The 20,254-nt window shown below is 48.3% G+C and carries 24 protein-coding genes, 1 tRNA gene and 1 pseudogene; 6 read left to right on the top strand and 20 right to left on the bottom strand.

The window, feature by feature from the left end; translation table 11 throughout:
- The 5 genes from Q0140_RS11055 to Q0140_RS11035 all read left to right on the top strand — a co-directional run.
- A partial coding sequence (locus Q0140_RS11055) for an MlaA family lipoprotein (RefSeq protein WP_297964556.1) occupies window positions 1-371 on the top strand: 371 nt, incomplete at its 5' end.
- A 2-nt stretch (window positions 372-373) separates the two neighbouring features.
- Complete coding sequence (locus Q0140_RS11050) at window positions 374-958, top strand: ABC transporter substrate-binding protein (protein WP_297964554.1); 585 nt, start codon at window positions 374-376, stop codon at window positions 956-958.
- A gap of 23 nt (window positions 959-981) precedes the next feature.
- Window positions 982-3,768 (top strand): MMPL family transporter, encoded by a 2,787-nt coding sequence (locus tag Q0140_RS11045; protein WP_297964552.1) that lies wholly within the window; start codon window positions 982-984, stop codon window positions 3,766-3,768.
- Between the two features lie 28 nt (window positions 3,769-3,796).
- Window positions 3,797-3,894, top strand: a tRNA-Sec gene (locus tag Q0140_RS11040).
- A 150-nt stretch (window positions 3,895-4,044) separates the two neighbouring features.
- Window positions 4,045-4,773 (top strand): hypothetical protein, encoded by a 729-nt coding sequence (locus Q0140_RS11035; RefSeq protein WP_297964550.1) that lies wholly within the window; start codon window positions 4,045-4,047, stop codon window positions 4,771-4,773.
- 157 nt (window positions 4,774-4,930) lie between these two features.
- Here the strand turns inward: Q0140_RS11035 and trxB are convergent, their stop codons facing one another.
- The 19 genes and pseudogenes from trxB to mqnP all read right to left on the bottom strand — a co-directional run bounded on the left by trxB (window position 4,931) and on the right by mqnP (window position 18,364).
- Window positions 4,931-5,875 (bottom strand): thioredoxin-disulfide reductase, encoded by a 945-nt coding sequence (trxB, locus tag Q0140_RS11030; RefSeq protein WP_297964548.1) that lies wholly within the window; start codon window positions 5,873-5,875, stop codon window positions 4,931-4,933.
- 109 nt (window positions 5,876-5,984) lie between these two features.
- Window positions 5,985-6,299 (bottom strand): thioredoxin, encoded by a 315-nt coding sequence (gene trxA, locus Q0140_RS11025; RefSeq protein WP_295151069.1) that lies wholly within the window; start codon window positions 6,297-6,299, stop codon window positions 5,985-5,987.
- Between the two features lie 70 nt (window positions 6,300-6,369).
- Complete coding sequence (locus tag Q0140_RS11020; RefSeq protein WP_297964546.1) at window positions 6,370-6,708, bottom strand: YraN family protein; 339 nt, start codon at window positions 6,706-6,708, stop codon at window positions 6,370-6,372.
- Window position 6,709: 1 nt separating this feature from the next.
- Entirely contained in the window at window positions 6,710-7,978 is a 1,269-nt protein-coding gene (locus tag Q0140_RS11015; protein WP_297964544.1) for a homoserine dehydrogenase, read from the bottom strand.
- Complete coding sequence (locus tag Q0140_RS11010; protein WP_297964542.1) at window positions 7,978-9,183, bottom strand: LL-diaminopimelate aminotransferase; 1,206 nt, start codon at window positions 9,181-9,183, stop codon at window positions 7,978-7,980. The genes Q0140_RS11015 and Q0140_RS11010 overlap by 1 nt, the downstream gene beginning before the upstream one ends.
- Window positions 9,184-9,422: 239 nt before the next feature.
- Complete coding sequence (locus tag Q0140_RS11005; RefSeq protein ID WP_297964540.1) at window positions 9,423-9,578, bottom strand: hypothetical protein; 156 nt, start codon at window positions 9,576-9,578, stop codon at window positions 9,423-9,425.
- A gap of 137 nt (window positions 9,579-9,715) precedes the next feature.
- On the bottom strand, window positions 9,716-10,735 hold the full coding sequence (locus Q0140_RS11000; protein ID WP_297964538.1) for a hypothetical protein: 1,020 nt from the start codon (window positions 10,733-10,735) through the stop codon (window positions 9,716-9,718).
- Window positions 10,707-11,408: a 23S rRNA (guanosine(2251)-2'-O)-methyltransferase RlmB gene (gene rlmB / locus Q0140_RS10995; protein WP_297964537.1), complete on the bottom strand. Its 702-nt coding sequence runs from the start codon at window positions 11,406-11,408 to the stop codon at window positions 10,707-10,709. Before rlmB ends, Q0140_RS11000 begins: the two co-directional genes overlap by 29 nt.
- A gap of 35 nt (window positions 11,409-11,443) precedes the next feature.
- The gene (gene rsmI, locus Q0140_RS10990; RefSeq protein WP_297964535.1) at window positions 11,444-12,259 is read right to left on the bottom strand and encodes a 16S rRNA (cytidine(1402)-2'-O)-methyltransferase; all 816 of its coding nucleotides are present in this window, start codon (window positions 12,257-12,259) and stop codon (window positions 11,444-11,446) included.
- Entirely contained in the window at window positions 12,260-12,460 is a 201-nt protein-coding gene (rpmE, locus tag Q0140_RS10985; protein WP_177387662.1) for a 50S ribosomal protein L31, read from the bottom strand.
- A 339-nt stretch (window positions 12,461-12,799) separates the two neighbouring features.
- Window positions 12,800-13,456 (bottom strand): 16S rRNA (uracil(1498)-N(3))-methyltransferase, encoded by a 657-nt coding sequence (locus Q0140_RS10980; RefSeq protein ID WP_297964560.1) that lies wholly within the window; start codon window positions 13,454-13,456, stop codon window positions 12,800-12,802.
- Window positions 13,456-13,941, bottom strand: coding sequence for a hypothetical protein (locus Q0140_RS10975; RefSeq protein WP_297964533.1), 486 nt, complete (start codon window positions 13,939-13,941; stop codon window positions 13,456-13,458). Before Q0140_RS10975 ends, Q0140_RS10980 begins: the two co-directional genes overlap by 1 nt.
- A gap of 377 nt (window positions 13,942-14,318) precedes the next feature.
- Entirely contained in the window at window positions 14,319-14,540 is a 222-nt protein-coding gene (locus Q0140_RS10970; RefSeq protein WP_297964531.1) for a hypothetical protein, read from the bottom strand.
- Window positions 14,540-15,121 (bottom strand): 6-carboxytetrahydropterin synthase, encoded by a 582-nt coding sequence (locus Q0140_RS10965; RefSeq protein ID WP_297964529.1) that lies wholly within the window; start codon window positions 15,119-15,121, stop codon window positions 14,540-14,542. Before Q0140_RS10965 ends, Q0140_RS10970 begins: the two co-directional genes overlap by 1 nt.
- The gene (locus Q0140_RS10960; RefSeq protein WP_297964558.1) at window positions 15,118-15,861 is read right to left on the bottom strand and encodes a 4Fe-4S cluster-binding domain-containing protein; all 744 of its coding nucleotides are present in this window, start codon (window positions 15,859-15,861) and stop codon (window positions 15,118-15,120) included. Before Q0140_RS10960 ends, Q0140_RS10965 begins: the two co-directional genes overlap by 4 nt.
- Window positions 15,850-16,083: pseudogene (locus tag Q0140_RS10955) on the bottom strand (7-carboxy-7-deazaguanine synthase QueE); the annotation flags it as partial. The gene Q0140_RS10960 and the pseudogene Q0140_RS10955, both read right to left, overlap by 12 nt.
- Window positions 16,080-17,045: a GTP 3',8-cyclase MoaA gene (moaA, locus tag Q0140_RS10950; protein WP_297964526.1), complete on the bottom strand. Its 966-nt coding sequence runs from the start codon at window positions 17,043-17,045 to the stop codon at window positions 16,080-16,082. The gene moaA and the pseudogene Q0140_RS10955, both read right to left, overlap by 4 nt.
- A gap of 80 nt (window positions 17,046-17,125) precedes the next feature.
- Window positions 17,126-17,485: a hypothetical protein gene (locus Q0140_RS10945; protein ID WP_005869739.1), complete on the bottom strand. Its 360-nt coding sequence runs from the start codon at window positions 17,483-17,485 to the stop codon at window positions 17,126-17,128.
- Between the two features lie 9 nt (window positions 17,486-17,494).
- Window positions 17,495-18,364 (bottom strand): menaquinone biosynthesis prenyltransferase MqnP, encoded by an 870-nt coding sequence (gene mqnP, locus Q0140_RS10940; protein WP_297964524.1) that lies wholly within the window; start codon window positions 18,362-18,364, stop codon window positions 17,495-17,497.
- Window positions 18,365-18,460: 96 nt separating this feature from the next.
- Between mqnP and miaA the strand changes: the two genes are divergently transcribed.
- On the top strand, window positions 18,461-19,366 hold the full coding sequence (gene miaA / locus Q0140_RS10935; protein WP_297964522.1) for a tRNA (adenosine(37)-N6)-dimethylallyltransferase MiaA: 906 nt from the start codon (window positions 18,461-18,463) through the stop codon (window positions 19,364-19,366).
- Between the two features lie 148 nt (window positions 19,367-19,514).
- Here miaA and Q0140_RS10930 read toward each other — a convergent pair whose 3' ends face one another.
- Window positions 19,515-20,117 (bottom strand): hypothetical protein, encoded by a 603-nt coding sequence (locus Q0140_RS10930; protein ID WP_297964520.1) that lies wholly within the window; start codon window positions 20,115-20,117, stop codon window positions 19,515-19,517.
- Window positions 20,118-20,254: the final 137 nt, after the last annotated feature.

Here is a 20,254-nt window from a genome sequence, read left to right as displayed (position 1 = left end):
TCAATTCGACCGTCGGCTTCGGCGGGCTTAATGATATGGCAGGCAAATACTACGGGATTCCGCGCCACGACGAGGATTTCGGGCAGACACTCGGGTATTGGGGCGTGCCGGCAGGTCCTCACATCGTCTGGCCGATTTTGGGACAGAGCAATCTCCGCGATACAGCGGGGCTTGTAGGAGATTATTTTTCAAACCCGATAAATTATATTAAAGATGGCACGGTGCGAAACTCCGTCAACGGATTTAGAATATTTAATGACTACTCGCGCGATCCTAAATTTTATGAAAAAATGACCAAAGATGCGGTGGATCTGTATCCATTTTTACGCGATGCTTACGAGCAAAATCGCGAGAAACTAATAAAGGAATAACAATGAAAATTTTAAAAGTTCTAGCGCTTTGCGGAGCGCTTTTGATTTCGGCGCACGCTATTAGCGATGCGGATATCGAGCCTGTGATGAGTCAAAAGGTCGCCGAGGCCGTAGGCATTATGCGAAGCAGCGCGCCTAAAGACGCAAAGCCCGCGAAAATCTTTGCGCTTTTCGACGGCTATTTTGATTATAAGATGATGGCGAAGCTCTCCCTTGCGAAGCATTACGCTAGCCTTAGCCCCGCGCAGATCGAGGAATTTAACAAAGCTTTCGAAGCGCATCTTAAGCGCTCGTTTATCGAAAAACTTTCGCTTTATACCGATCAGGATATGAAGGTGCTAAGCAAACAAAGCCCGAGCGATAAGCGCCGCGTGCTAAAAACGCAGGTCATCGGCGAGCAGAAAAACTATGACATCGATTTTAAATTTTATCCTAACGGCTCTGATTGGCGTATCTACGATGTCGATATCGTGGGCGTCAGCTTAATTCAGACCTATCGCTCGCAGCTAGGCGACGTAACACAAAGCTTGGGCTTTGACGAGCTCATAAAGCGGCTAAATTCCACCGTCATCAATAGCGGCGAATAGCGGCACGCCTAAAAGAGCGGTATTTGAAAAAAATTTTTCGCTTAATCGTCGCGTTTCCAAAAATCACGCTTGCGCTGTTTACGGCGCTGGCGCTCTTTTTCGGATATTACTCCACAAAGCTAGAGATCGACGCTTCGAGCCAGACGCTTCTACTAGATAATGACAAAGACCTTCAAATTTGGCGCGAAGTATCCAAGCGCTACGAAACGCCGAATTTCTTGGTGCTTGCATACACTCCCGTGGGCGATCTTTTAGCGCCCAAGACGATCCACAAAATAGAGCAGATGGATGCGGCTTTTTCCAAGCTTGATTTCGTCGCCAGCGTCACGGACATCACGAATGTGCCGCTTTTGCTAAACAAAGGTGGCGGTATGAGCGAGCTGCTTAAGCACATACCCACTCTTACCGACGCGGACGTAAATTTAACCGCGGCTAGGCGCGAGTTTGCCACAAGCCCCTTTTACGCGTCAAATTTAGTAAGCGCCGATTTTCGCACTACCGCAATTTTAATAAATTTAAAGCCACAGACCCGCTACGAGGAGCTTTTGCGCCTAAGAGACGGAGCCAAAAGCGCTCTAGAGCAAGCGGAGCATGAGGGCAACCGCTCCAATGCCCAAATTTCACAGCTCAAAGACGCGCTTAAAGCTTCGGAGCAAAATTTTAAATCCTACCGCGACGAGCTGCGCGAAAAGGATCACCGCGACATTATGGCTTTGCGCGCGCTGATCGCGGGCTTTGAGAAGGAATTTACGGGCGACCGATTGTTTTTGGGCGGACTGAATATGATCGCCGACGATATGGTGGGCTACGTCCGCTCGGATCTGGTGACCTACGGACTCGGCGCCTTGGTGCTTCTGCTAGCTTGCTTTTGGCTCTTTTTTAGACAGGCGAAATTTATCCTGCTGCCGCTTATCATCTGCGCGTATTCGGTCGTGCTCGCAGCGGGATTATTCGGCTTTTTGAGCTTTGAGGTCACGGTGATTAGCTCAAATTTCATAGCGCTTCAGCTCATCATCACGGTTTCGGTCTGTATCCACCTAATCGTCGCCTACCGCGAATTTAGCGCGCGCTTTCACGCATTTTCGCAGCGCCAGCTCGTTTATGCAGTGCTGCGCGAGCGCGCAAGACCCTGCTTTTTCGCAATCTTTACGACCGTTATCGGTTTTATGTCGCTAATTTTTTGCGACATAAAACCCGTAATTTCTCTGGGAATTATGATGAGCGTAGGCATCAGTATCTCGCTAGTTACGGCATTTGGAGTATTCGGCGCGGTTATGTCGCTTCTAAGGCGCACGCACAATAATCGCAGCTTCGAGCAACACTTTAAATTTACCCTTTGGTGCGCTGAAACAGCGCTGCGTAGCAGAGGCGCGGTCTACGGCGTGTGTGCTGCAGCGGTGATCTTTGGGCTATACGGTATCTCGCAGCTGCGCGTCGAAAACAGCTTCATCGGCTACTTCAAAAAAAGCACCGACATCCGCGCAGGTATGGAGGTCATAGACACAAATCTTGGCGGAACGATCCCGCTTGATATCGTCGTTAAATTTAAAAGTGTGAGCAGCGCAGATCCCGCCGCTAGCGAGAGTAAAAATTCCGCGAGCGGTAGCGCAAATTTTAATAGCGGCGAAAATTCCAATCCTGCTGGGCGAAATTTTGCGGCAAATTCTACTCGGCAAAATTCTATCGCGCAAAATTCCGCTACTCAGAATTCTACCGCCACGGCGCAAAATTTAAATGATCAAAATTTTTCCGAGCAAGGCTCCGCTGCGGCAGCACAGCCAAGCGGCGCCGTAAATTTAGATCAAACCCATGCCGCAAATTTAGAGCAAAATTCCACCGCGAGCGACGATTTTGGCGATTTCGAAGCGGAATACGCCGCCAACGAAAACAAGCCGCAGTATTGGTTCACCTCCGAAAAGATGCGTATCATCGGCAAAATAGATGATTTTTTGAAGGACAAAAACGTCACGGGACACGAGTTTATTGGCAACGTAAGCTCGCTCGCATCGCTTTTAAAGCTCGGCAAGCAGATTAATCAGGGGCGCGATCTGGACGATCTAAGCCTTGCTCTAATCTACTCTGAAATGCCGGAAAACTACCGCGAGATGGTGCTTTCACCTTTTGTAAATATCGAAGCGAACGAGGCGCATTTTAGCGTCCGCACGATAGACAGCGATCCGCGCTTACGCAGAGCAAAATTCCTAAAAGATCTGCAAAGCGGGCTAAATTCTTTGCTCGAAGGCGAGCAGGCAAGCGCGCAGATCAGCGGCATAATGGTGCTTTATAACAATATGCTTCAAAGCCTGATGAGCTCGCAGATAGGCACTCTGGGTATCACGGTGCTCGTGCTTTTCGTGCTTTTCGTGATCATCTTTCGCTCGTTTTCATACGCGCTTATCGCGATCGTCGTAAATTTGATCCCGCTTTGCGCCTGCTTCGGCATTATGGGGGTTGCGGGCATTCCACTAGATATTATGAGCATCACGATAGCGGCGATTAGCATCGGTATCGGCGTTGACGACGTCATCCACTATATCTATCGCTACAAGCGGGAGTTTGCGCGCAGCGGCGACGAGGCTGCGGCGATCCGCGCGAGCCACGCAAGTATCGGATACGCGATGTATTATACGTCGTTTGCGATCATTTTAGGCTTTAGCGTGATGATGATGAGCAATTTCTGGCCTACGATCTACTTCGGGCTGCTGATATGTCTGGTGATGAGCCTGCTGCTTTTGGGCGCACTCATAATCCTGCCGTCGCTAATAATGAGCCGAAAGGGCTTAAAATTTAGCCTCTTTAAAGCTAAATAAATTTTATCTCGCTATAATTCCCGCATTTGGAGAGGATGGCGACCTGGTGGCGTCTGCGGACTTCAAATCCGATAGGAGGGCGGTTGACCGTTTTCCGGGGGGTTCGATTCCCTCCCTCTCTCGCCAAATTCTTTTAAAAATTCCATCTTTAGATTTTATCTTTCACGCTTTTAGCCATATGCTTCTCGAATTTATTTCAAATTTCGGCTCTAAATTTATCCATTATTAAACAGAGATGGCTAGCATTATTCGTTAACTTTTCTTGAAGGAGCGAGTATGAAATACGTATTGGGCGCTGCGCTTGCGGCATTTATTATAACTGGGTGCGGCGATGACGATGTGGGACTTGTGAAAAACTACACTCTGCCAGATTTTGAATCTATGAGTATCGGTACGGCGATCGAGGGTTCAAAAATCTGCAAAAATATCACCTGGAGCAAAGAGGAAAACGGCGGATTAAAGACGGTTAAGATGGTCTGCGACGTGGATGTAGAGCATAGGCTTAAATCATATAAACAAGAGATGTTAGACTCATCTTTAAAAAGGGTTATGACTTTTTATGAGGGCAAGGCTTACGACGCGCAGGGTTTGTTTAAGCTGGCAAAAGAACACTGCAAATTAAACGAAGCTAAATTTCAAGAAACGCTTAAAAACCAAAGGCAAAATAGAATTTTTGAGGAGGAATGGAAGTCGGTCGATTGCGACGACAAATTAAAAGGGGAGATACTAAAAGGAAGCGATACCGAAATCTACATAGACTCTATTATGGAGTGCTTAAAAGCAGCCATTTATTACTCGCAAATAACGGCAGAGCAATTGGACGCGAGCTTCGGACATAAAGAAGGTGGATCATCAAAGCTTGCTATCGAGCTAAATTTTATCGTAAATGAGGGTAAAAGCGTAAATCTGTCTGATAAATTTAAACTTATCACGAATGGCAAAGAAGATCCCGTAAATAAAATGAAGTCAAAAGATGTCATAGCAGGCTTCTACGAAAGGCAATAAGCGCCCTATCTCGCGGCTAAATTTGATGAAATTTTAAAATTTAGCCGCCTTTTTTGTATCAAAATTTCATTCAAAATTTCAGGCGTGATTTTAAATTTAAAGCGCGGCAGAAGCAGTTTCGCCCGCCGCGCCGTGAAATTTTACGCCGAATATAGGCCTATTTATCGTGTCCTTGTAGATATGCGATCGCACTAAGTGCGGCAACCGCGCCGTCGCCTGCCGCGCAAACGACCTGCTTAGGCGCATCCTGCCTCATATCGCCCGCCGCAAATAGCCCGTGCACGCTTGTTTGCATCTTTAAATTTACCGCGACCTGCCCGCCCGGCGTGACGTCGCAGATGAACTTGCCATCATCGCCCTTTAGTACCTCGTTTCGCACGTCAAGCCCCACGAATACGAAGATCCCAGGCAGTTGCAGCTCGCGCGCGGCGCCGCTGGTTTTATCTTTGACGACGACGCCCGTTACGCCGCTTGCATCGCCCTTGATCTGCTCTACGAGCGCGTTTGTGATGAGCTCGATATTTTCACTTTCGCGTACCTTTTGCACGGTCGAAGGCGCGGCGCGAAACTCATCGCGACGGTGAATCAGATAGACTTTAGAGCAAATTTTAGCTAGATACAGCGACTCCTCTAACGCCGTGTCGCCGCCGCCGAGGACGGCAACCTCTTTGCCCTTATAAAAAAATCCGTCGCAGGTCGCGCAGGTACTGACGCCGCGACCGAAAAACTCATCCTCGCCCTCAATCCCCGCGCGGCGCGGAGTAGAGCCCGTAGCGACGATAACGGCACGCGCGCGCCGTGTTTGATCGCCCTCGAGATAGATAGTAAAATTTCCGTCGCCGTCTTTTGCGACGCGCAGCACGCGCACCATCTCATGCTTTAAGCCAAAGCGGAAGCACTGCTCCTGCCAAGGCGCCATAAAGCTCATCCCGTCGGTCACCGCGGCGACGCCCGGGTAGTTTTCCATCTCAGAGCTTGAGGTGATCTGCCCGCCGGGCATCCCCATCTCAAACATCACGACGTCTTTCAAACCGCCTCTTGTAGCATAAAGCCCCGCCGCTAACCCCGCAGGGCCGCCGCCGATAATTGCTAAATCTAACATTCTTTCTCCTTAATTATTTTATTAAGTAAAGTCGCGGGCGCTAAATTTACGAATTTAATTAATATAACGATGAGTGGGAAAAAAAGGGCGAAAGCCGCCCTTTTAAAATTTACAGAAGCGAGTTTAGTTTGTCGGCTATGATCTGTTTGGATTGCGCACCGATGAGTTGAGCTTTTAGCTCGCCGTCTTTGAAAAATAGAATCGTAGGGATCGAGCGGACGCCGAATTGCACCGCAAGATCCTGCGCTTCGTCGGTATTTACTTTGCAAATTTTAGCCTTGCCCTCGTAATCGTTCGCAAGCTCCTCGATGATCGGGGCGATCATACGGCACGGCCCGCACCAAGGTGCCCAAAAATCGACTAATGCGACACCCTCTTTAGTAACGTCGAAATTCTCCGAAGTAAGCTCTATATACTTTCCCATAATGTTCTCCTTGTGTTAAAATTCCGCGGATTATAGTTCATTATCTTAAATAAATAATAAAAATTCTAATTTAAAAAGATATGTTGGCGATAAATTTTATCTGCTTTGTATAAACTTCCACTACGTCGATCTGCCACGGCTCCTCCGTATCGCAGCTCATCAGATAAAATTCCGCCGTCTTTAAAATTTTAGCCATCTTGGCGCCAGTCACGCGCTCTGCGGCGTGATAATCGCCGCTTGTAGCTTTTACTTCTACAAAGTGCAAAATTCCGCCCTTGCGCGCGACGATATCGATCTCGCCGAAGCGGCAGCGGAAATTTCGCTTTAAAATTTCAAACCCTTCGCCGCGTAAAAATTCCGCCGCACGATCCTCACAGGCAAAGCCGAAAATGTATTCTTTTAAGCTCAACTTAGCTTTCGATCCTGATCATAAAAGGCTTTTGCGTGATGAAATTTTCGCCGCCGATCACGCTTATTGCGCGCTTTATGTCCTTCTCGCAGCACGTATGCGTAGTAAAAAACAGCGTCACTTCCTCATCCGTTTTGAGTTTCGGCTTTTGCAAAAAGCTGTCGATCGAAAGATCGTTTAAGCTCATAATGTTCGTAAGCTTCGCAAGTACGCCTTTCTCGTCGCGCACGCGCAGCCTGAAATAATACTTCGTGCAGATATGTTCGCTAGGCAGAATTTGCATAAAATTTTCGCTCGGCAAAATTTTATAGCCGAGCATCGGGTTTTTGTTATCGCGCGCAATGTCGATGAGATCGCTTATAACCGCGCTTGCCGTAGCGCTTCCGCCCGCGCCAGGGCCGTAATACATACTCTCGCCGACGCAGTCTCCGTAGATGCTCACGCCGTTCATCACGCCGTCTACTTTTGAGAGCATTTGATCTTTTGAAATGAGCGCAGGATGGACGCGCAGCTCGACTTTATTATCGCACGCGCGCTTGGCTACCGCAAGCAGCTTGATTATGAAATCAAATTCGCGCGCAAAATATATATCCTCCTGCGTAATCTCCTCGATCCCCTCGATTAGGATATCTTCAGGATCTCCGTGCACGCCGTATGCGATGCTAGCTAAGATCAAGAGCTTATGCGCCGCGTCAAATCCGCCGATATCGAAGCTAGGATCGGCTTCGGCGTATCCGAGCTCTTGAGCTCGCTTTAGCGCGTCCTCAAATTTCTCGTTTTTTTGCATCATATTCGTAAGTATGAAGTTACTCGTGCCGTTTACGATGCCGATTATCTTTTCGATACGGTTGGCGCTCAGCCCCTCGCGCAGGGTTTTTATGATCGGAATTCCGCCCGCTACGCTCGCTTCAAAGCCAAAAGGCGTATCGCCCGCCAAAGCCTGAAGCTTGTAGCGATGATAAGCCAAAAGCGCCTTATTTGCGGTAACGACCGCCTTTTTGCGCTTTAAAATTTCGCTTACGATCTCATAGGGCTTTTCTACCCCGCCCATAAGCTCTACAAAAACGTCGATATCGTCGCGCTCGATGATACTTTTTGCGTCGCTGCTAAGCGGGATTTGCACATCGCGTTTTTTACTCGTATCGCGCACGAGCCCGATTACGGGCTCTATGCTAACGCCCGCGCGCGCAAGGATTATATCTTTGTTTTTTATCAAAATATTTGCAACTTCGCTACCTACGGTGCCGACGCCTAAAATCGCTACCTTCATCAGATCTCTTTCAAATATTTTTTTATATTTCTAGCGGCCTGGCGGATCCTGTTTTCGTTTTCGATAAAAGCGATCCGCACATAATCGTCTCCCGCCGCGCCAAAGCCAACGCCCGGGCTTACGGCTACGCGCGCCTTGGTAAGAAGCTGCTTGGAAAACTCCATGCTCCTTAGATGAGCCGCCGCTGGCGGCAATTTCGCCCACGCAAACATCGACGCGCTAGGTTTAGCGATCTGCCAGCCCGCGTCCGCAAAAGCGTCAATCAAAAAATTCCTACGCTTCTCATAGCTCGCGCGGATCTGCTCTACGCACTCTTGCGGCCCGTCCAGCGCGATCGTGGCGGCTACTTGGATCGGCGTAAACATGCCGTAATCAAACCACGACTTGATCTTTTTAAGCGCAGCGACGAGCTTTTTGTTACCGCTGACAAAACCCACACGCCAACCCGCCATATTGTAGCTTTTAGAAAGCGTGTACGCCTCGACTGCGACATCCTTCGCACCCTGAACCTCAAAAATGGACGGCGTTTTGTAATCATCAAAAGCGATCTCTGCGTAAGCGATGTCGCTGATGATATAAAACCGCTCCTGCCGTGCCATCGCCACAAGCCGCTCGTAGAAGCTCTTTTGCACGACGACGGTGGTGGGATTGTGCGGGAAATTTACGACGACGTATTTCGGGCGCGGAATGCTCTCGTCGAAGGTTCTTTGTAGATCGATGAAAAATTTATTTTCATTAAAATTTAAATTCTCATCATAAGCAAGCGGGATTTTAACGACGTTGCCGCCTGCAATGATGAAGGCTTGAGTGTGGATCGGATACGCAGGATCGGGCACTACCGCGACATCGCCCGGATTTACGATCGCGCTAGTTAGATGCACGAAGCCCTCTTTAGAGCCCATCACCGCGACGATCTCGCTTTCCGGATCTAAGATCACGCCGTATTTACGCTTATACCAATTCGCGCAGGCAAGTCGCAGCTTGTAGATGCCCTGGCTTACAGAGTAGCCGTGAGTCTTGTCTTTTTGCGCGCTTTCGCAAAGCTTGTCTATTATATGCTGCGGCGTCCTGCCGTCGGGATTGCCCATCGAAAAATCGATTATATCCTCGCCGGCTCTGCGCGCCACCATTTTTATGGCATTGACCTCGGCAAAAACGTAATTGGGCAAACGCTCGATTTTTGAAAAACGAATTTCGTCAAACATCTCAAACCTCTTATCTTAAAGTAATTTTCAAGCTTTATTTAAAATTTAGCGCCTTAACGCGCGATCTGTGCGTACGCACGTAGGCAAAATTTCAAGCCTTAGCGTCGATGCGGCGGCGCTTTTTATATTGCTCGGGCAATTTAAACTTTTACCTCGCTAAAATTTTAAAACCGCGGGGGCGCAGAGGCGTTGATCGTTTAAATTTATCGCGTCGCGACACTTTGCAGCGCTGTTTAAATTTACGTCCGATCAAAACGATAACAATCAAAGCTTCCGTTTTGCACGGCGCCGTGGACGACGCCTCTTAAATTTAGCGCTCTACCGCAAGTGCCCGCAACGCTTGAAATTTTATCCGCACCGTTAATTTTACCTGCGCCGCTTAAAATTTTATCCAAGGCGGCGCGGTTCAAACCTTTAAATTTACGCTCGCGGGTTTAAATTTAAACTGCGCACCATAGCGAGCTGAAATTTTACCCTCTGTCCTCTGCGGCAAAATTCTACGAGCAAAAAACCTCGCACGAGAGCGGATCTTTTACCACTTCTTGCCCTTGTTTAGGCGCAGAAACTCGTCGGTTGAAATTTTAGTGACGTTGCCGTCTTTGACGCGGAGCTTTTGAGTATTTTTTTCGTTGAAGCTCACATTGCCGTCCGCCTTGCCGACCTCAAACATTCCGTGCCCGGTGGCGATGAGCAGATCCTCGTCTCCTTGCGAAGCGACGACATAAGGGGCATTGATGACCATCTCGCGCTTCTTGCCGCTTTTTAGATCGATGACGCCTATCCACATTTTGCCTCGCGGATTAAGCACGATATCCTTGCTGGGCGCAGGTGCGCTTTGCGTGGCGTTTTCGTCGGTGGAATTTTCCTCCGTTTTGGCACTCGCGCGCTCGATTCTTATGGAGCGGTCCAGCGCATTTAGAGAGCTTAAATTTTCATCCGCCGCCAAAGCCGCATTTACATCCGTTTTGATGGCGAATTTATCCTCCGTAACATTATGCGAAACGACGTCGATACCGATGTTTTCAAGCTTTTTTTGAGTGTTATTTACGATTGGAGCGTCCGAGTAGGTGGTTTTGTTTTGTTCCCATAAAAGCGAGCCCAAAAATTCGCCGAAGCTTTTATAAAGTCCGAAATAAAAGATTGCGCCTATGATTAATACCATTGTAAGCATCCATAAAAGCCAACCACTGCCGCTTTTATTAGGGCTGACCCTTTGACCATAAACCTGCTCGACTTTGGCTTTTTTAACGGGTGTAAAGCTCGCTTTGGCGCTCTCGAACTCGCTAAGCCAGTCCGATAGATCCAGTCCGAACTCGCGCTCTAAAATTTTAATGTAGCCCTTCACGTTAAAATTTGCCAGCTTCTCGAAGTCTTTGTTAATGATGTATTCTAAATTTTGCGCGTCGATGCGCGTCGTGTGCGCTATCTCGATCAGATCCATAGATTTTAATTTATCTAGATCGCTATTTTTTGGTTGCTGCGTTTGCTCCGGCTTCTCGGTTTGTTCCGCCTGCTCGTCCGTATTATTTAACTTCTCTTCTATTTCTTCCATTTAAAATTCCATCGCATAGTATCGCAAATGCCGCGCTTACGTTAAGCGAATCCCAGCCTTCGCGCATCTTTATAGATACCGCGCGGTCGCATTTTTTAAGCGCCCTAGCAGGTATCCCCTCTTCTTCGTTCCCCATTACGAGTGCGTTTTTTGCGCCGAGCTTTAACTCCTTAAAGTTCGTCCCGTCCGCACTCGCGGCGTAAATTTCAAAGCCGCTTTGTTTAAGCTCGTTTATCACGCTAAGCCCGTCTGCGACCTTAACGACGTTTAGCTCATACGCCGCGCCCGAGCTTGCGCGCACTACGCCCGCCATATTTAGATTATTTGCGACGACGATCACGCTGTCCGCGCCCAAAGCATAGGCGCTGCGCATTATCGCGCCGACGTTTCCGACGTCGGTAAGCCCATAAAGGATCGGCACGAATTTATCGTCTTTGACGCTAGCTAGATCGCCGAAGCTAAACTCCTCCACCTCGGCCAAGAAGCCTTGATGGTTGCCGCCGCGAGCGAGGGCTTGAGCTTTTTTCGCATCGGCGCGCTCGATCTTTACACCGGTCGCGGCGATCTTTTTAAAAATTTCTTTCTCGCACTCCTTAGCAAGGATGATGCGGATAAATTTCTGCGGATGCCGGTTTAAAAGGTGCAAAAACAGCTGCTTGCCGTAAATAATCATTTTGGGATTTTAGCGAAAAACGGTTAAAATATGACTTAGCGTATCAAATTTTTATATATTTCTTTGGCGGGTTCGCCGCTGATTTTTGAGAGCAGTTTCGCTTTTATTTTCGGCGCGATTTCAAGCGAGAGAATATCTTCCTGCGTGATTTTTTCAAAGCTTTTCTCGCCTGCGCCGTCAATCACGACGCACCATTCGCCGTTTAAATTTGCGCCGTTTAGGCTGGATAGAACCTCTGCGGCGCTACCGAAAAATTTTGTTTCAAATTTTTTCGTGGCTTCCTTAATCGCAAAAATTTTGCGCTGCGCATCGATCCCAGCGATCTGCTCTATTAGCTTTACCACGCGCTTGGGAGATTCGTAGAGTACGCACGGATAGGGGCTTTGCATTAAATTTAGAATCTGGGCTTTGCGCTGCGTGCCGTCATTATTCAAAAAGCCTAAAAAGCTAAATTCTTTCTCCACTAGCCCGCTTGCGGCGGCTGCGAGTAGCAGAGCGTTTGCGCCGCTAAGCACCTCGTAAGGCACGTCGCTTCGCTGCGCAAATTTTACGAGCGCAATTCCCGGATCGCTGATGCAGGGCATGCCGGCGTCGCTTACGTATGCGCAAACTTTTTCGCGCAGAAGCGCCGCATCAAAGCCCGCGAAAAACTCCGCTTCATTGTGCGTGTGCAGCGAGTAGAACTGTGAAATTTTAAATGAAATTTGAAATTTATCGGATAATAAGTTTAGAAGTTTTTTTGAAACCCTCGTATCCTCGCAGATTAGGATTTCGCAGCTTTGCAATACCTCAAGCGCGCGGCTCGAGATATCGCTTACATTTCCTATCGGCGTAGGAATGAGATATAGCAACTATTTCATTCCGTATTTTTGCTTAAATTTCTCGACGCGGCCCGCGCTATCTACGATCTTCTCGCTGCCTGTGAAAAACGGATGGCAGTTGGAGCAGATATCGACGCGGATCTCAGGCTTGTTCGAGCGCGTTTTAAAGGTGTTTCCGCAAGCGCAGGTAACGGTCGTTTCGACAAAGTTTGGATGGATATCTTTTTTCATTTTTGATCCTTTTTGATGATTTTAAAAGGCAGCGATTATACAACTTTTTTATCTAAAAAGCAAATTTAAAGGGTTTTAAAAAACTCTCGGCAAAGCGTGGATTTTCTTTTTGAATATGCTTTTTTGGACGCGAAGTTTTAAAATTTAGCCCGCTTTGCGGGTAAAATTTTATTTTACCGCGGCCTACTGTGGCGTGCAAAATACAGCGCATAAAGATACGCCGCGGCAAATACGTGCCGCGCGTCAAGCCGCAGATAAACATAGCGGATCGCGCAGAGTAAATTTTAAATTCCAAAATTTAAAACGCACGGCTTTTTAAATTTTAAATTTGCCGAGCGCTTAAAACATCAACTTCGCGCAAGTTGCAATCAGCGCGGTGTTTGAGCGCAAAATATAAGGGCTATTAAGCGCATAGGCGTTTTTAAATTTCTCCCTTTCGCGCGGCGAAAATCCGCCCTCCGGGCCGACGAACGCGATCTCATCGCCGCCGAAAATGTCGATGTTCTTGCCGCCAAAATCGATCAGGCTTACGTTTTCATATCTTTGCGCGAGCTCGTCCGAGCCGCTCAAAACCTCGATCTGCATGATGGAATTTCGCCCGCATTGCTGCGACGAGTTGATCAAAATCCGCTCCATCCTCTGCGGATCGAGCCGCACGTTTTTCTGCGACAGATCGGCATAGACCAAAACAACCCGCCCGACGCCCATCTCGTTTAGCGCGGGCAGGCTCTTTTCGATCACGGCGCTCTCGACGACCGCCCAAGCGACGCAAAAATCGTGGCTCGGCGTAAAAACCGAGCTTTTAAAAACTAAATTCAGAGCCGCACCTTTGCGCGAAATTTCGGCGATCTCATATAGATAACTCGCCCCGTCCTTTAGATTTCGCACGTCTATGCGCTCGCCCGCCCTTGCTCGCCTGGCCTTTAGGTGCAAAAACTGATCATTCTGCAAAACTAGGCTCTGTTCGCCTGCAAGCTTATCGTAAAAATATACCATCAAATAACACTCGCTATCAAAATTATCGCTAAGTTTAGCCCCAAAATTACCCGCATTTTGCGCTGATACGGCGCAAAGTTCTGACTTAGATACGCTATTTTCAGCCGTTTGTACGATACCACGCTAAGCGCGATCATCGCTAGCGATCCGACCGCCATAAAGTAAATTTTAAAGCTCAGATCAAAGCGCAGCACCGGCAGCATCACGCTTCCGCTAATTATCAGCGCCGCGATGCACGAATAATAGATCGGCAAAAACAGCCTGATGCGCCTAAGAAATCTAAGCCCAGATCTGCTCTTTTGCTTTAAATTTTCAGCTTGTGGCGCGGAAGCGGCGAAATTTAAAGCCTCACTGCGATGGCGAAATTCCGCTGCCGCGGCATCGATCTTAAGCTGGGTAAAGATCAGATAAATTATCGTTAAAATCGCCGCAGCTAGCGCGAAAAATTTATGAAAACCCAGGGCGCTTTGATACAGATAATCCATTACTTCCGCCGGAGGGTTAAATTTGCAGGATAAAATTTTGCGCGGCTAGAGCCGAAACGACCGAATTTCAACGCAAATTTTTTCGGCGCGAGATAAGACAGACCTGTTCCGCGCCTTTGAAATTTTAAAAACCTTTCAAAGCGGTCGCAGATATTTATTGCGTTAAATTTTACCCCATTGCCTTCTAATCGCGATTTGGCGCAGTGTATCTCGCGCCAAGAATGAAATTTTGCGGATAGAGCTTTATGAAATTTAAAATTTCTCTGCGTAGATCGCACGGGCAAAAATGGCGCCAAAATCGCGCTCGCACGCCGCATACGAACTATGCAAATTTTAAAAATTTTCAAATTTAGCCGCTGATTTTTCAACGCTCCGTCCTATTCGGTCACCGGAAGCGGCGGCATATCGGCGTTTATATCGACTTTGGGCTCGCTAGGCGCGATAGGCACGTCCTTCGGCACCTCGCTATCTACCGGCGGCTTTTGCAAGGCGTTCTTTTTCTCATCGTCGCAGCCGCTCAAAGCAAGCGCGCAGGCAAAGATCGCGCATGTGGCAAAAACGCGCACAAATCCCGCGCCAAATTTAAAGAAATTTCTCATCAGCAATCCTTTGGATAGATGATTTTTTCGCCGCGCAGTAGCTTTTGCCAAAGCTCCGGCTGCCTCCACTCCTCGCGCACGGCCGGCGAGAATTCTATCTCTTCCAGCGCGATCTCGCCCATCTGCGCGTTGTAGGCGTCCTCGCGGAAGCACTGCGCGTAGCCGGTGGTCGTTTCGTGCACTATGACGCTGTGAAGTTTTACTTCGCGCTCGCCGTTTTGCATCTGAGTCAAGCTCAAAAGTCGGTCAATTAGAACGAAAAAAATTCTACAAAACTGCTCTGCGCTCGGATTTAGCGGTATCTGCACCCAGCGCGCGCTGTGTTTTTTAAGATCTGCGACATAGCCCGCATCGTCGCGCGCGTAGATCGTCACGGCGTGGTCAAAACTATCGATAAGCTCGCGGATACCGAGCTTCATGTAGCCAAAGTCATAAACCATCCCCGCTTCATCCAAAAAATTTGAGCTAAGCAAAATTTCGCATCTGTAGGAGTGGCCGTGGATGCTCGTGCGACACCGCTTCGAGCCGCACAGGCGCACGATGTGAGCGTTTTCGAATTCGTATAATTTCCTGATTATCATACCCCGTCCTTCTCGCCCCAAATTCTAATGTGCAGGCGATCGGAGTAATTATAGCCGTTTTTTAGGCAAAAATCCACGCAAAATTGCGCGCCGCTTTCCAGCTCGCGACGATCCGCGCCGCGCGGCATACAATAAACCTCGCTCTCGCACGCCGCTAAAATTTCTCTGATCTCGGGCTGCGCGTCAAACTCGGGCGAGATGACGAACTTGTAAAAGCTATCTTTTGCGTTTTGCTTTAAATTTCGTAGCGCGGCGAAGTTTAACCTGCGTTCGCGCGGCTCGGCGGAGTTTGAGAGCTTGGGCGAGATCGCAAAAACGCAGTTTTCGTAGGCGGGGAATTTTTCAAAATCCACGAAAATCGTGCCGTTGGTTTCGAAGTGCACTTCGTATCCGCGTGTGAGCAGCTCGCAGACGAACTCGTAAAATAGCGCCTCTTTATAGTGCAGCAGCGGCTCGCCGCCGGTGATAACGACGATCGGCTTTTGATAAAGCTTAGTGCTCTGCGGTGATGCGGAGCTTTGCGGATTTAAATTTAAAGAATTTTGCACTGCGAAATTTAAAGAATTTTCGCTCGTTAAATTTAAAGATTTTTCTGCGCTACCGTTTGGACGAGGAGATGTTTGCACAGCAACAGAATTTAACGTATCGCTTTCAGAAAAAGACTCGGCGGCGCAAAAACCCGGCGCAGGGCACGCAGGTGCGGAGTAAGAGAGATCGGATAAATTTGGAATTTTATTCAAAAGCTGCGCTAGATTTAAAATTTCTTCGTGCTCGAAGTGGTTTGTAAAAACCGCGCGGATCGTATCGCAACCGCGCAAGATCTCGCCGGTCTTTGGCGAAACGCGCTTGCCACCGAAGCCCTCGCAGCGCAGATTACAGCCCGCAAAGCGAAAGAAAAACGCGAGCCTGCCCGCGTATTTGCCCTCGCCTTGGATACTTAAAAAGCTCTCTACGAGCCTCATCCGCCCGTCTCGTAAAATGCGCGGCTTGAAATTTCATTCGAAGCGTCCGTTTGCCAGCGATTTTTTTCGGGCTTATTCGCTAAAATTTTAGCCAAAATTTTGGCGGCTGCGGCGATGTCGCCCTCTTTGACCGCCTTTTTGATACTTAGTGCGTCCTCGAAGTAAAGACACGGGATCAAAAGCCCCTCGGCGCTTAGTCTGATGCGGTTGCAACTCTCGCAAAAATCGTGCTTGTGCGGATCGATGATACCGAAGGTGTAGCCGTCCCCAAGCGCGTAAAGCGACGCGGGTGAGCTCTGCGATTTCGGCAGAGCGGTAAAGATAAATTTACGCCTTAAAATATCTAAAATTTCACTCGATTTTAAGCCTGTAAGATCGCCGGCATGGGTGTTTTCCATAAATTCTATAAAGCGGATCTGGCAATCCTTTTCGCGGGCAAATTCCAGCAAATAAATAAGCTCGTCGTCGTTGATGCCTTTTAGCGCGACGGTGTTTAGCTTAACCTTTAGTCCCGCTTCAAGCGCAGCGTCAAGGCCTTCTAGGACGTTATAAAGCACGCCGCGCTGAGCTATAAATTTAGCTCGCTCCGGGCGCAACGAGTCAAGCGACATATTGATGCGCTTTAGCCCGGCGTTTTTCAGGGCGCGTGCGTAGTTTTTGAGATAATATCCGTTGGTGGTAAGCGCAAGATCGATACCCGGAGCGTAATCCGCGATCATCTTTATAAAATCCTCAATTCCCTTTCGCACCAGCGGTTCGCCGCCGGTGATACGGATCTTTTTCACGCCGCCGTCGATCGCAACTTTGACGAATAAAAACATCTCCTCAAAGCTTAAAATATTCTCTCGCGGCACCCAATTAAACGGCGTACTCGGCATGCAATATCTGCATCTGAAATTACACCGCTGCGTAACTGAAATGCGCAAATAATCGATCGTTCGTCCAAATTTATCAATTAGCATATTTTGCCTTAATATCAATTTGCGGCGATTATATAAAAAACAAAGCGATTTTGCAAAATTTTATTTTTATATTGCTCTCGTTATTTTCTTACCGAGCCGATTAACTCTTTAAGCTGATCTAGTAGCGGTCTGATCTGCTTTTCTACCCGCTCGTCGATCATTGTAGGCACTACATCTAGCCTCTGTTCTATCGTCTCGTCGATTACGTCGGCAATCGCGTTTATATCGATATTGGGAGCGACTTTACCGCCCGAATCGATCATCTCTTTTAGCTCCTCGACCTTCTTTTTAAGCAGATAATTTTCCTGCATAGCGTCAGTCAGCACCTGATCGAAGCGTTCGAATTTTTTATCCGCTTGCTTATCCTTAAAATATATGACGAAAAACATCAAAAATATAACGACGCAAAGTCCTAAAATGATGATAGTGTTAAGATCCATAGGGGTTCCTTAAAATAAATTTACAAAAACAAAAGCAAAAAAGGCGATGCCCAAGTAGCCGTTGAGTGTGAAAAACGCGCGATCAATCTTGCTAAAATCTTTCTGCACGATCTTATGCTCGAAGTATAGGATCGCCGCGCACGCAGCCACACCAAGATAGGCGAAAAAGCCTAAATTTGCCGCCGCGCAAAACAGCAGCCAAAAAAGCACTGCTACGGCGTGAAAAATTTTAGAGATAAACATCGAAGCTTCCTTGCCGTAAAGCGCAGGGATGCTGTAAAGCCCAGCCGTGCGGTCAAATTCCATATCTTGAAGGGAATACAGCACATCAAAGCCGCCTACCCAAAATACTACTCCAAAGCATAGCAGCACCGACCACAGCGGAATTCCTCCGCTAACGGCGATCGCTCCGGCAATCGGCGCAAGCCCTAAGCAAAAGCCGAGCATCAAATGCGCGGTCTCGCTAAAGCGCTTAAAATACGAATACCCGCCCAGTGCCGCTAAAATCGGCACCGAAAGCTTAAGCGCCAAAGAATTTATAAGCGCCGAAGCCGCTATGAAAACCACTGCATTTGCGATGATAAAAAGCAGCAAATTCCCGCGCTCGATCCGTCCGTCCACGCTGGGGCGCGAAGCGCAGCGCGGATTGGCGCGGTCGATGTCCTCGTCCAAGTAGCGATTTAGCGCCATTGCGAAGCTTCTGGCGCTCACCGCGCATAAAATTCCCAAAAAAAGCAATTTCCAGCCGAACCATACCGAGCCGTTTTGCAGCTTGCTTGCAGTAATCATCGCCGTAAAGATAAACGGTAGCGCGAAAACCGAGTGTTTAAAAACTATTAATTCGTTGATATCGGATAAAATTTCTTTAAATTTAGCCATTTTGCCCCTTATTTTGGGCACCATTGTATCAAAAAAAAGTAAGAATAGCTCTAAATTTGATATAATTTGAACGAAAAATTTACGAAAGGAAACGCCTTGAACCAGAATCAAAACTCGCACGCAAGCCCGCAGATCGCGATCATCGGCACCACAGCAAGCGGCAAAAGCGATCTTGCGCTAAGTATCGCGCGCGAGATGGACGCCGTGATTTTGAGCCTTGATTCGCTCTGCATTTACCGGCAGATCAATATCGCAAGCGCCAAGCCAAGCGAGGAGCAGCTACGCGAGATCAAGCACTTCGGCGTAAATTTAATCTACCCAAACGAATACTTCAGCGTCGGCGAGTTTATTAAAGAATATGCAGCCGCGCGGGCTTTTGCAGGGCGTAGCGGCGTGCCTTTGATAATCACGGGCGGCAGCGGGTTTTATCTCAAAGCTATGCTAAGCGGGCTGGCACCGAAGGTTCCCGATTTTAAAAGCGAAATTTCAAACGATGAAATTTACGTCCTAGCGCAGCGGATCGATCCGGAATTTGCCGCAAAATTTAGCGCGTCGGACAGCTTTCGGTTAAAAAAATGGCTAAGCATCTATAAATTTTGCGGCGAAGCGCCGAGTAAATTTCTGCGCGAAAAAACCGCTCCGCCCGTGATTTCGGATATTAAAATTTTTGAGATCGACGCGCCTAAGCAGTGGCTTACGCAGCGCATCGAAGCGCGCACGAAGGCGATGTTTGAGCGCGGGCTTTTAGAGGAGGCGGAGTTTTTATTCGCTCGCTACGGCGCGGAATGTAGGGCATTAGGCTGCATCGGGCTAAAGGAGTGCGGGCAGCTTTTGCGCAGACAGATCTCGCGGGCGCAGTGCGAGCAGCTCGTAAGCCTGCACACGATACAGCTTGCAAAGCGCCAACGCACCTTCAACCGCTCGCAGTTCGCGGATAAAATTTCGGCGCCGCCGCAAGAGCTGGAGCGTGAAATTTTAAAGCTCCTTCGCCGCGAGATTTAAAATCGAAATTTATCAAAATTTGTGCGCTTGCTAGAAAAAAGTGGGACAAGGAAGTAAAATTTAGATTTAAATTTTACCGCGCCGGTCGCATCTTTAAAATTTCGCGGGTCGCGCCGAGATCTCGTGCGGCGCGAAGCTCAGGTTAAATTTAATCACCTTCGCAAATATCAAAGCTAAATTTATCGTTATCAAGCCTATCAAAATTTTGATTTTCCGCGCTTGCGTTACGCTTGAAAATAAAGGCGTAGCCATATTTCTCGAAGTGCTGCGAGCTGTTTTTTAGCCCAACGACGCAAAGCTCGTAAGTGCCGCTTTGCAAGCCAAGTTTGAGCGTGGAATTAAATTTTCGCATCTTGCCCGCAGCGCCGCTTTGGCACTCATAGCCTAACTCGAGTTCGTCGCTTTTTAGCTTATCGAAACTATGCTGCAAAGCATCGAAGCTCGCTAGGATCGCGGAGTCGCTTTGCGGGGCGAAATACAGCCTATCGCGCTTGAAAGCTACTTCGTAGCCCGCAGACGGCGCAAACTCCTCGTCCGCGCAAACAAATATGCCGTAGCTGCGCACCTTAAGCGGATAGAAGGGTAAAGCTTTAGCGCCCTTTACGGCGTCATAAAACAGCTGCTTGTGCGCGTCCCAGTAGCTTAGAAGCTTTTTTGCTCTGCATTTTCGCTCCTTTAAAAACTCACTCAAATCGCGCACATCAAGCAGCGCAAAACCGTAGCCGTCAGCACTTAGCTCGCCCAAAAACATATCTCTCCTTGTTGGCAAAGCGCGATGGGTTCAATTCGCACTTAAAATTTTAGCTCAATACCCGCTTAAAAAGACGAAATTGTTTACCGCGCCGGTTAGAAATTTCACTAAAAACGGCGCCAGCACGCATGCCACGC

This window comes from uncultured Campylobacter sp., from assembly GCF_938045405.1.
Lineage (GTDB): Bacteria > Campylobacterota > Campylobacteria > Campylobacterales > Campylobacteraceae > Campylobacter_B.
This window is presented reverse-complemented; position numbering and strand designations above follow the sequence as displayed.

What these genes read in the sequence shown, in the direction of transcription:
- Q0140_RS11050 (WP_297964554.1), top strand. Translation starts at nt 374, where the DNA reads ATGAAAATTTTAAAAGTTCTAGCGCTTTGCGGAGCGCTTTTGATTTCG.
- Q0140_RS11035 (WP_297964550.1), top strand. Translation starts at nt 4,045, where the DNA reads ATGAAATACGTATTGGGCGCTGCGCTTGCGGCATTTATTATAACTGGG.
- trxB (WP_297964548.1), bottom strand. Translation starts at nt 5,875, where the DNA reads ATGTTAGATTTAGCAATTATCGGCGGCGGCCCTGCGGGGTTAGCGGCG.
- trxA (WP_295151069.1), bottom strand. Translation starts at nt 6,299, where the DNA reads ATGGGAAAGTATATAGAGCTTACTTCGGAGAATTTCGACGTTACTAAA.
- Q0140_RS11015 (WP_297964544.1), bottom strand. Translation starts at nt 7,978, where the DNA reads ATGAAGGTAGCGATTTTAGGCGTCGGCACCGTAGGTAGCGAAGTTGCA.
- Q0140_RS11010 (WP_297964542.1), bottom strand. Translation starts at nt 9,183, where the DNA reads ATGTTTGACGAAATTCGTTTTTCAAAAATCGAGCGTTTGCCCAATTAC.
- Q0140_RS11000 (WP_297964538.1), bottom strand. Translation starts at nt 10,735, where the DNA reads ATGGAAGAAATAGAAGAGAAGTTAAATAATACGGACGAGCAGGCGGAA.
- rlmB (WP_297964537.1), bottom strand. Translation starts at nt 11,408, where the DNA reads ATGATTATTTACGGCAAGCAGCTGTTTTTGCACCTTTTAAACCGGCAT.
- rpmE (WP_177387662.1), bottom strand. Translation starts at nt 12,460, where the DNA reads ATGAAAAAAGATATCCATCCAAACTTTGTCGAAACGACCGTTACCTGC.
- Q0140_RS10980 (WP_297964560.1), bottom strand. Translation starts at nt 13,456, where the DNA reads ATGGTATATTTTTACGATAAGCTTGCAGGCGAACAGAGCCTAGTTTTG.
- Q0140_RS10975 (WP_297964533.1), bottom strand. Translation starts at nt 13,941, where the DNA reads ATGGATTATCTGTATCAAAGCGCCCTGGGTTTTCATAAATTTTTCGCG.
- Q0140_RS10970 (WP_297964531.1), bottom strand. Translation starts at nt 14,540, where the DNA reads ATGAGAAATTTCTTTAAATTTGGCGCGGGATTTGTGCGCGTTTTTGCC.
- Q0140_RS10965 (WP_297964529.1), bottom strand. Translation starts at nt 15,121, where the DNA reads ATGATAATCAGGAAATTATACGAATTCGAAAACGCTCACATCGTGCGC.
- moaA (WP_297964526.1), bottom strand. Translation starts at nt 17,045, where the DNA reads ATGCTAATTGATAAATTTGGACGAACGATCGATTATTTGCGCATTTCA.
- Q0140_RS10945 (WP_005869739.1), bottom strand. Translation starts at nt 17,485, where the DNA reads ATGGATCTTAACACTATCATCATTTTAGGACTTTGCGTCGTTATATTT.
- mqnP (WP_297964524.1), bottom strand. Translation starts at nt 18,364, where the DNA reads ATGGCTAAATTTAAAGAAATTTTATCCGATATCAACGAATTAATAGTT.
- Q0140_RS10930 (WP_297964520.1), bottom strand. Translation starts at nt 20,117, where the DNA reads ATGTTTTTGGGCGAGCTAAGTGCTGACGGCTACGGTTTTGCGCTGCTT.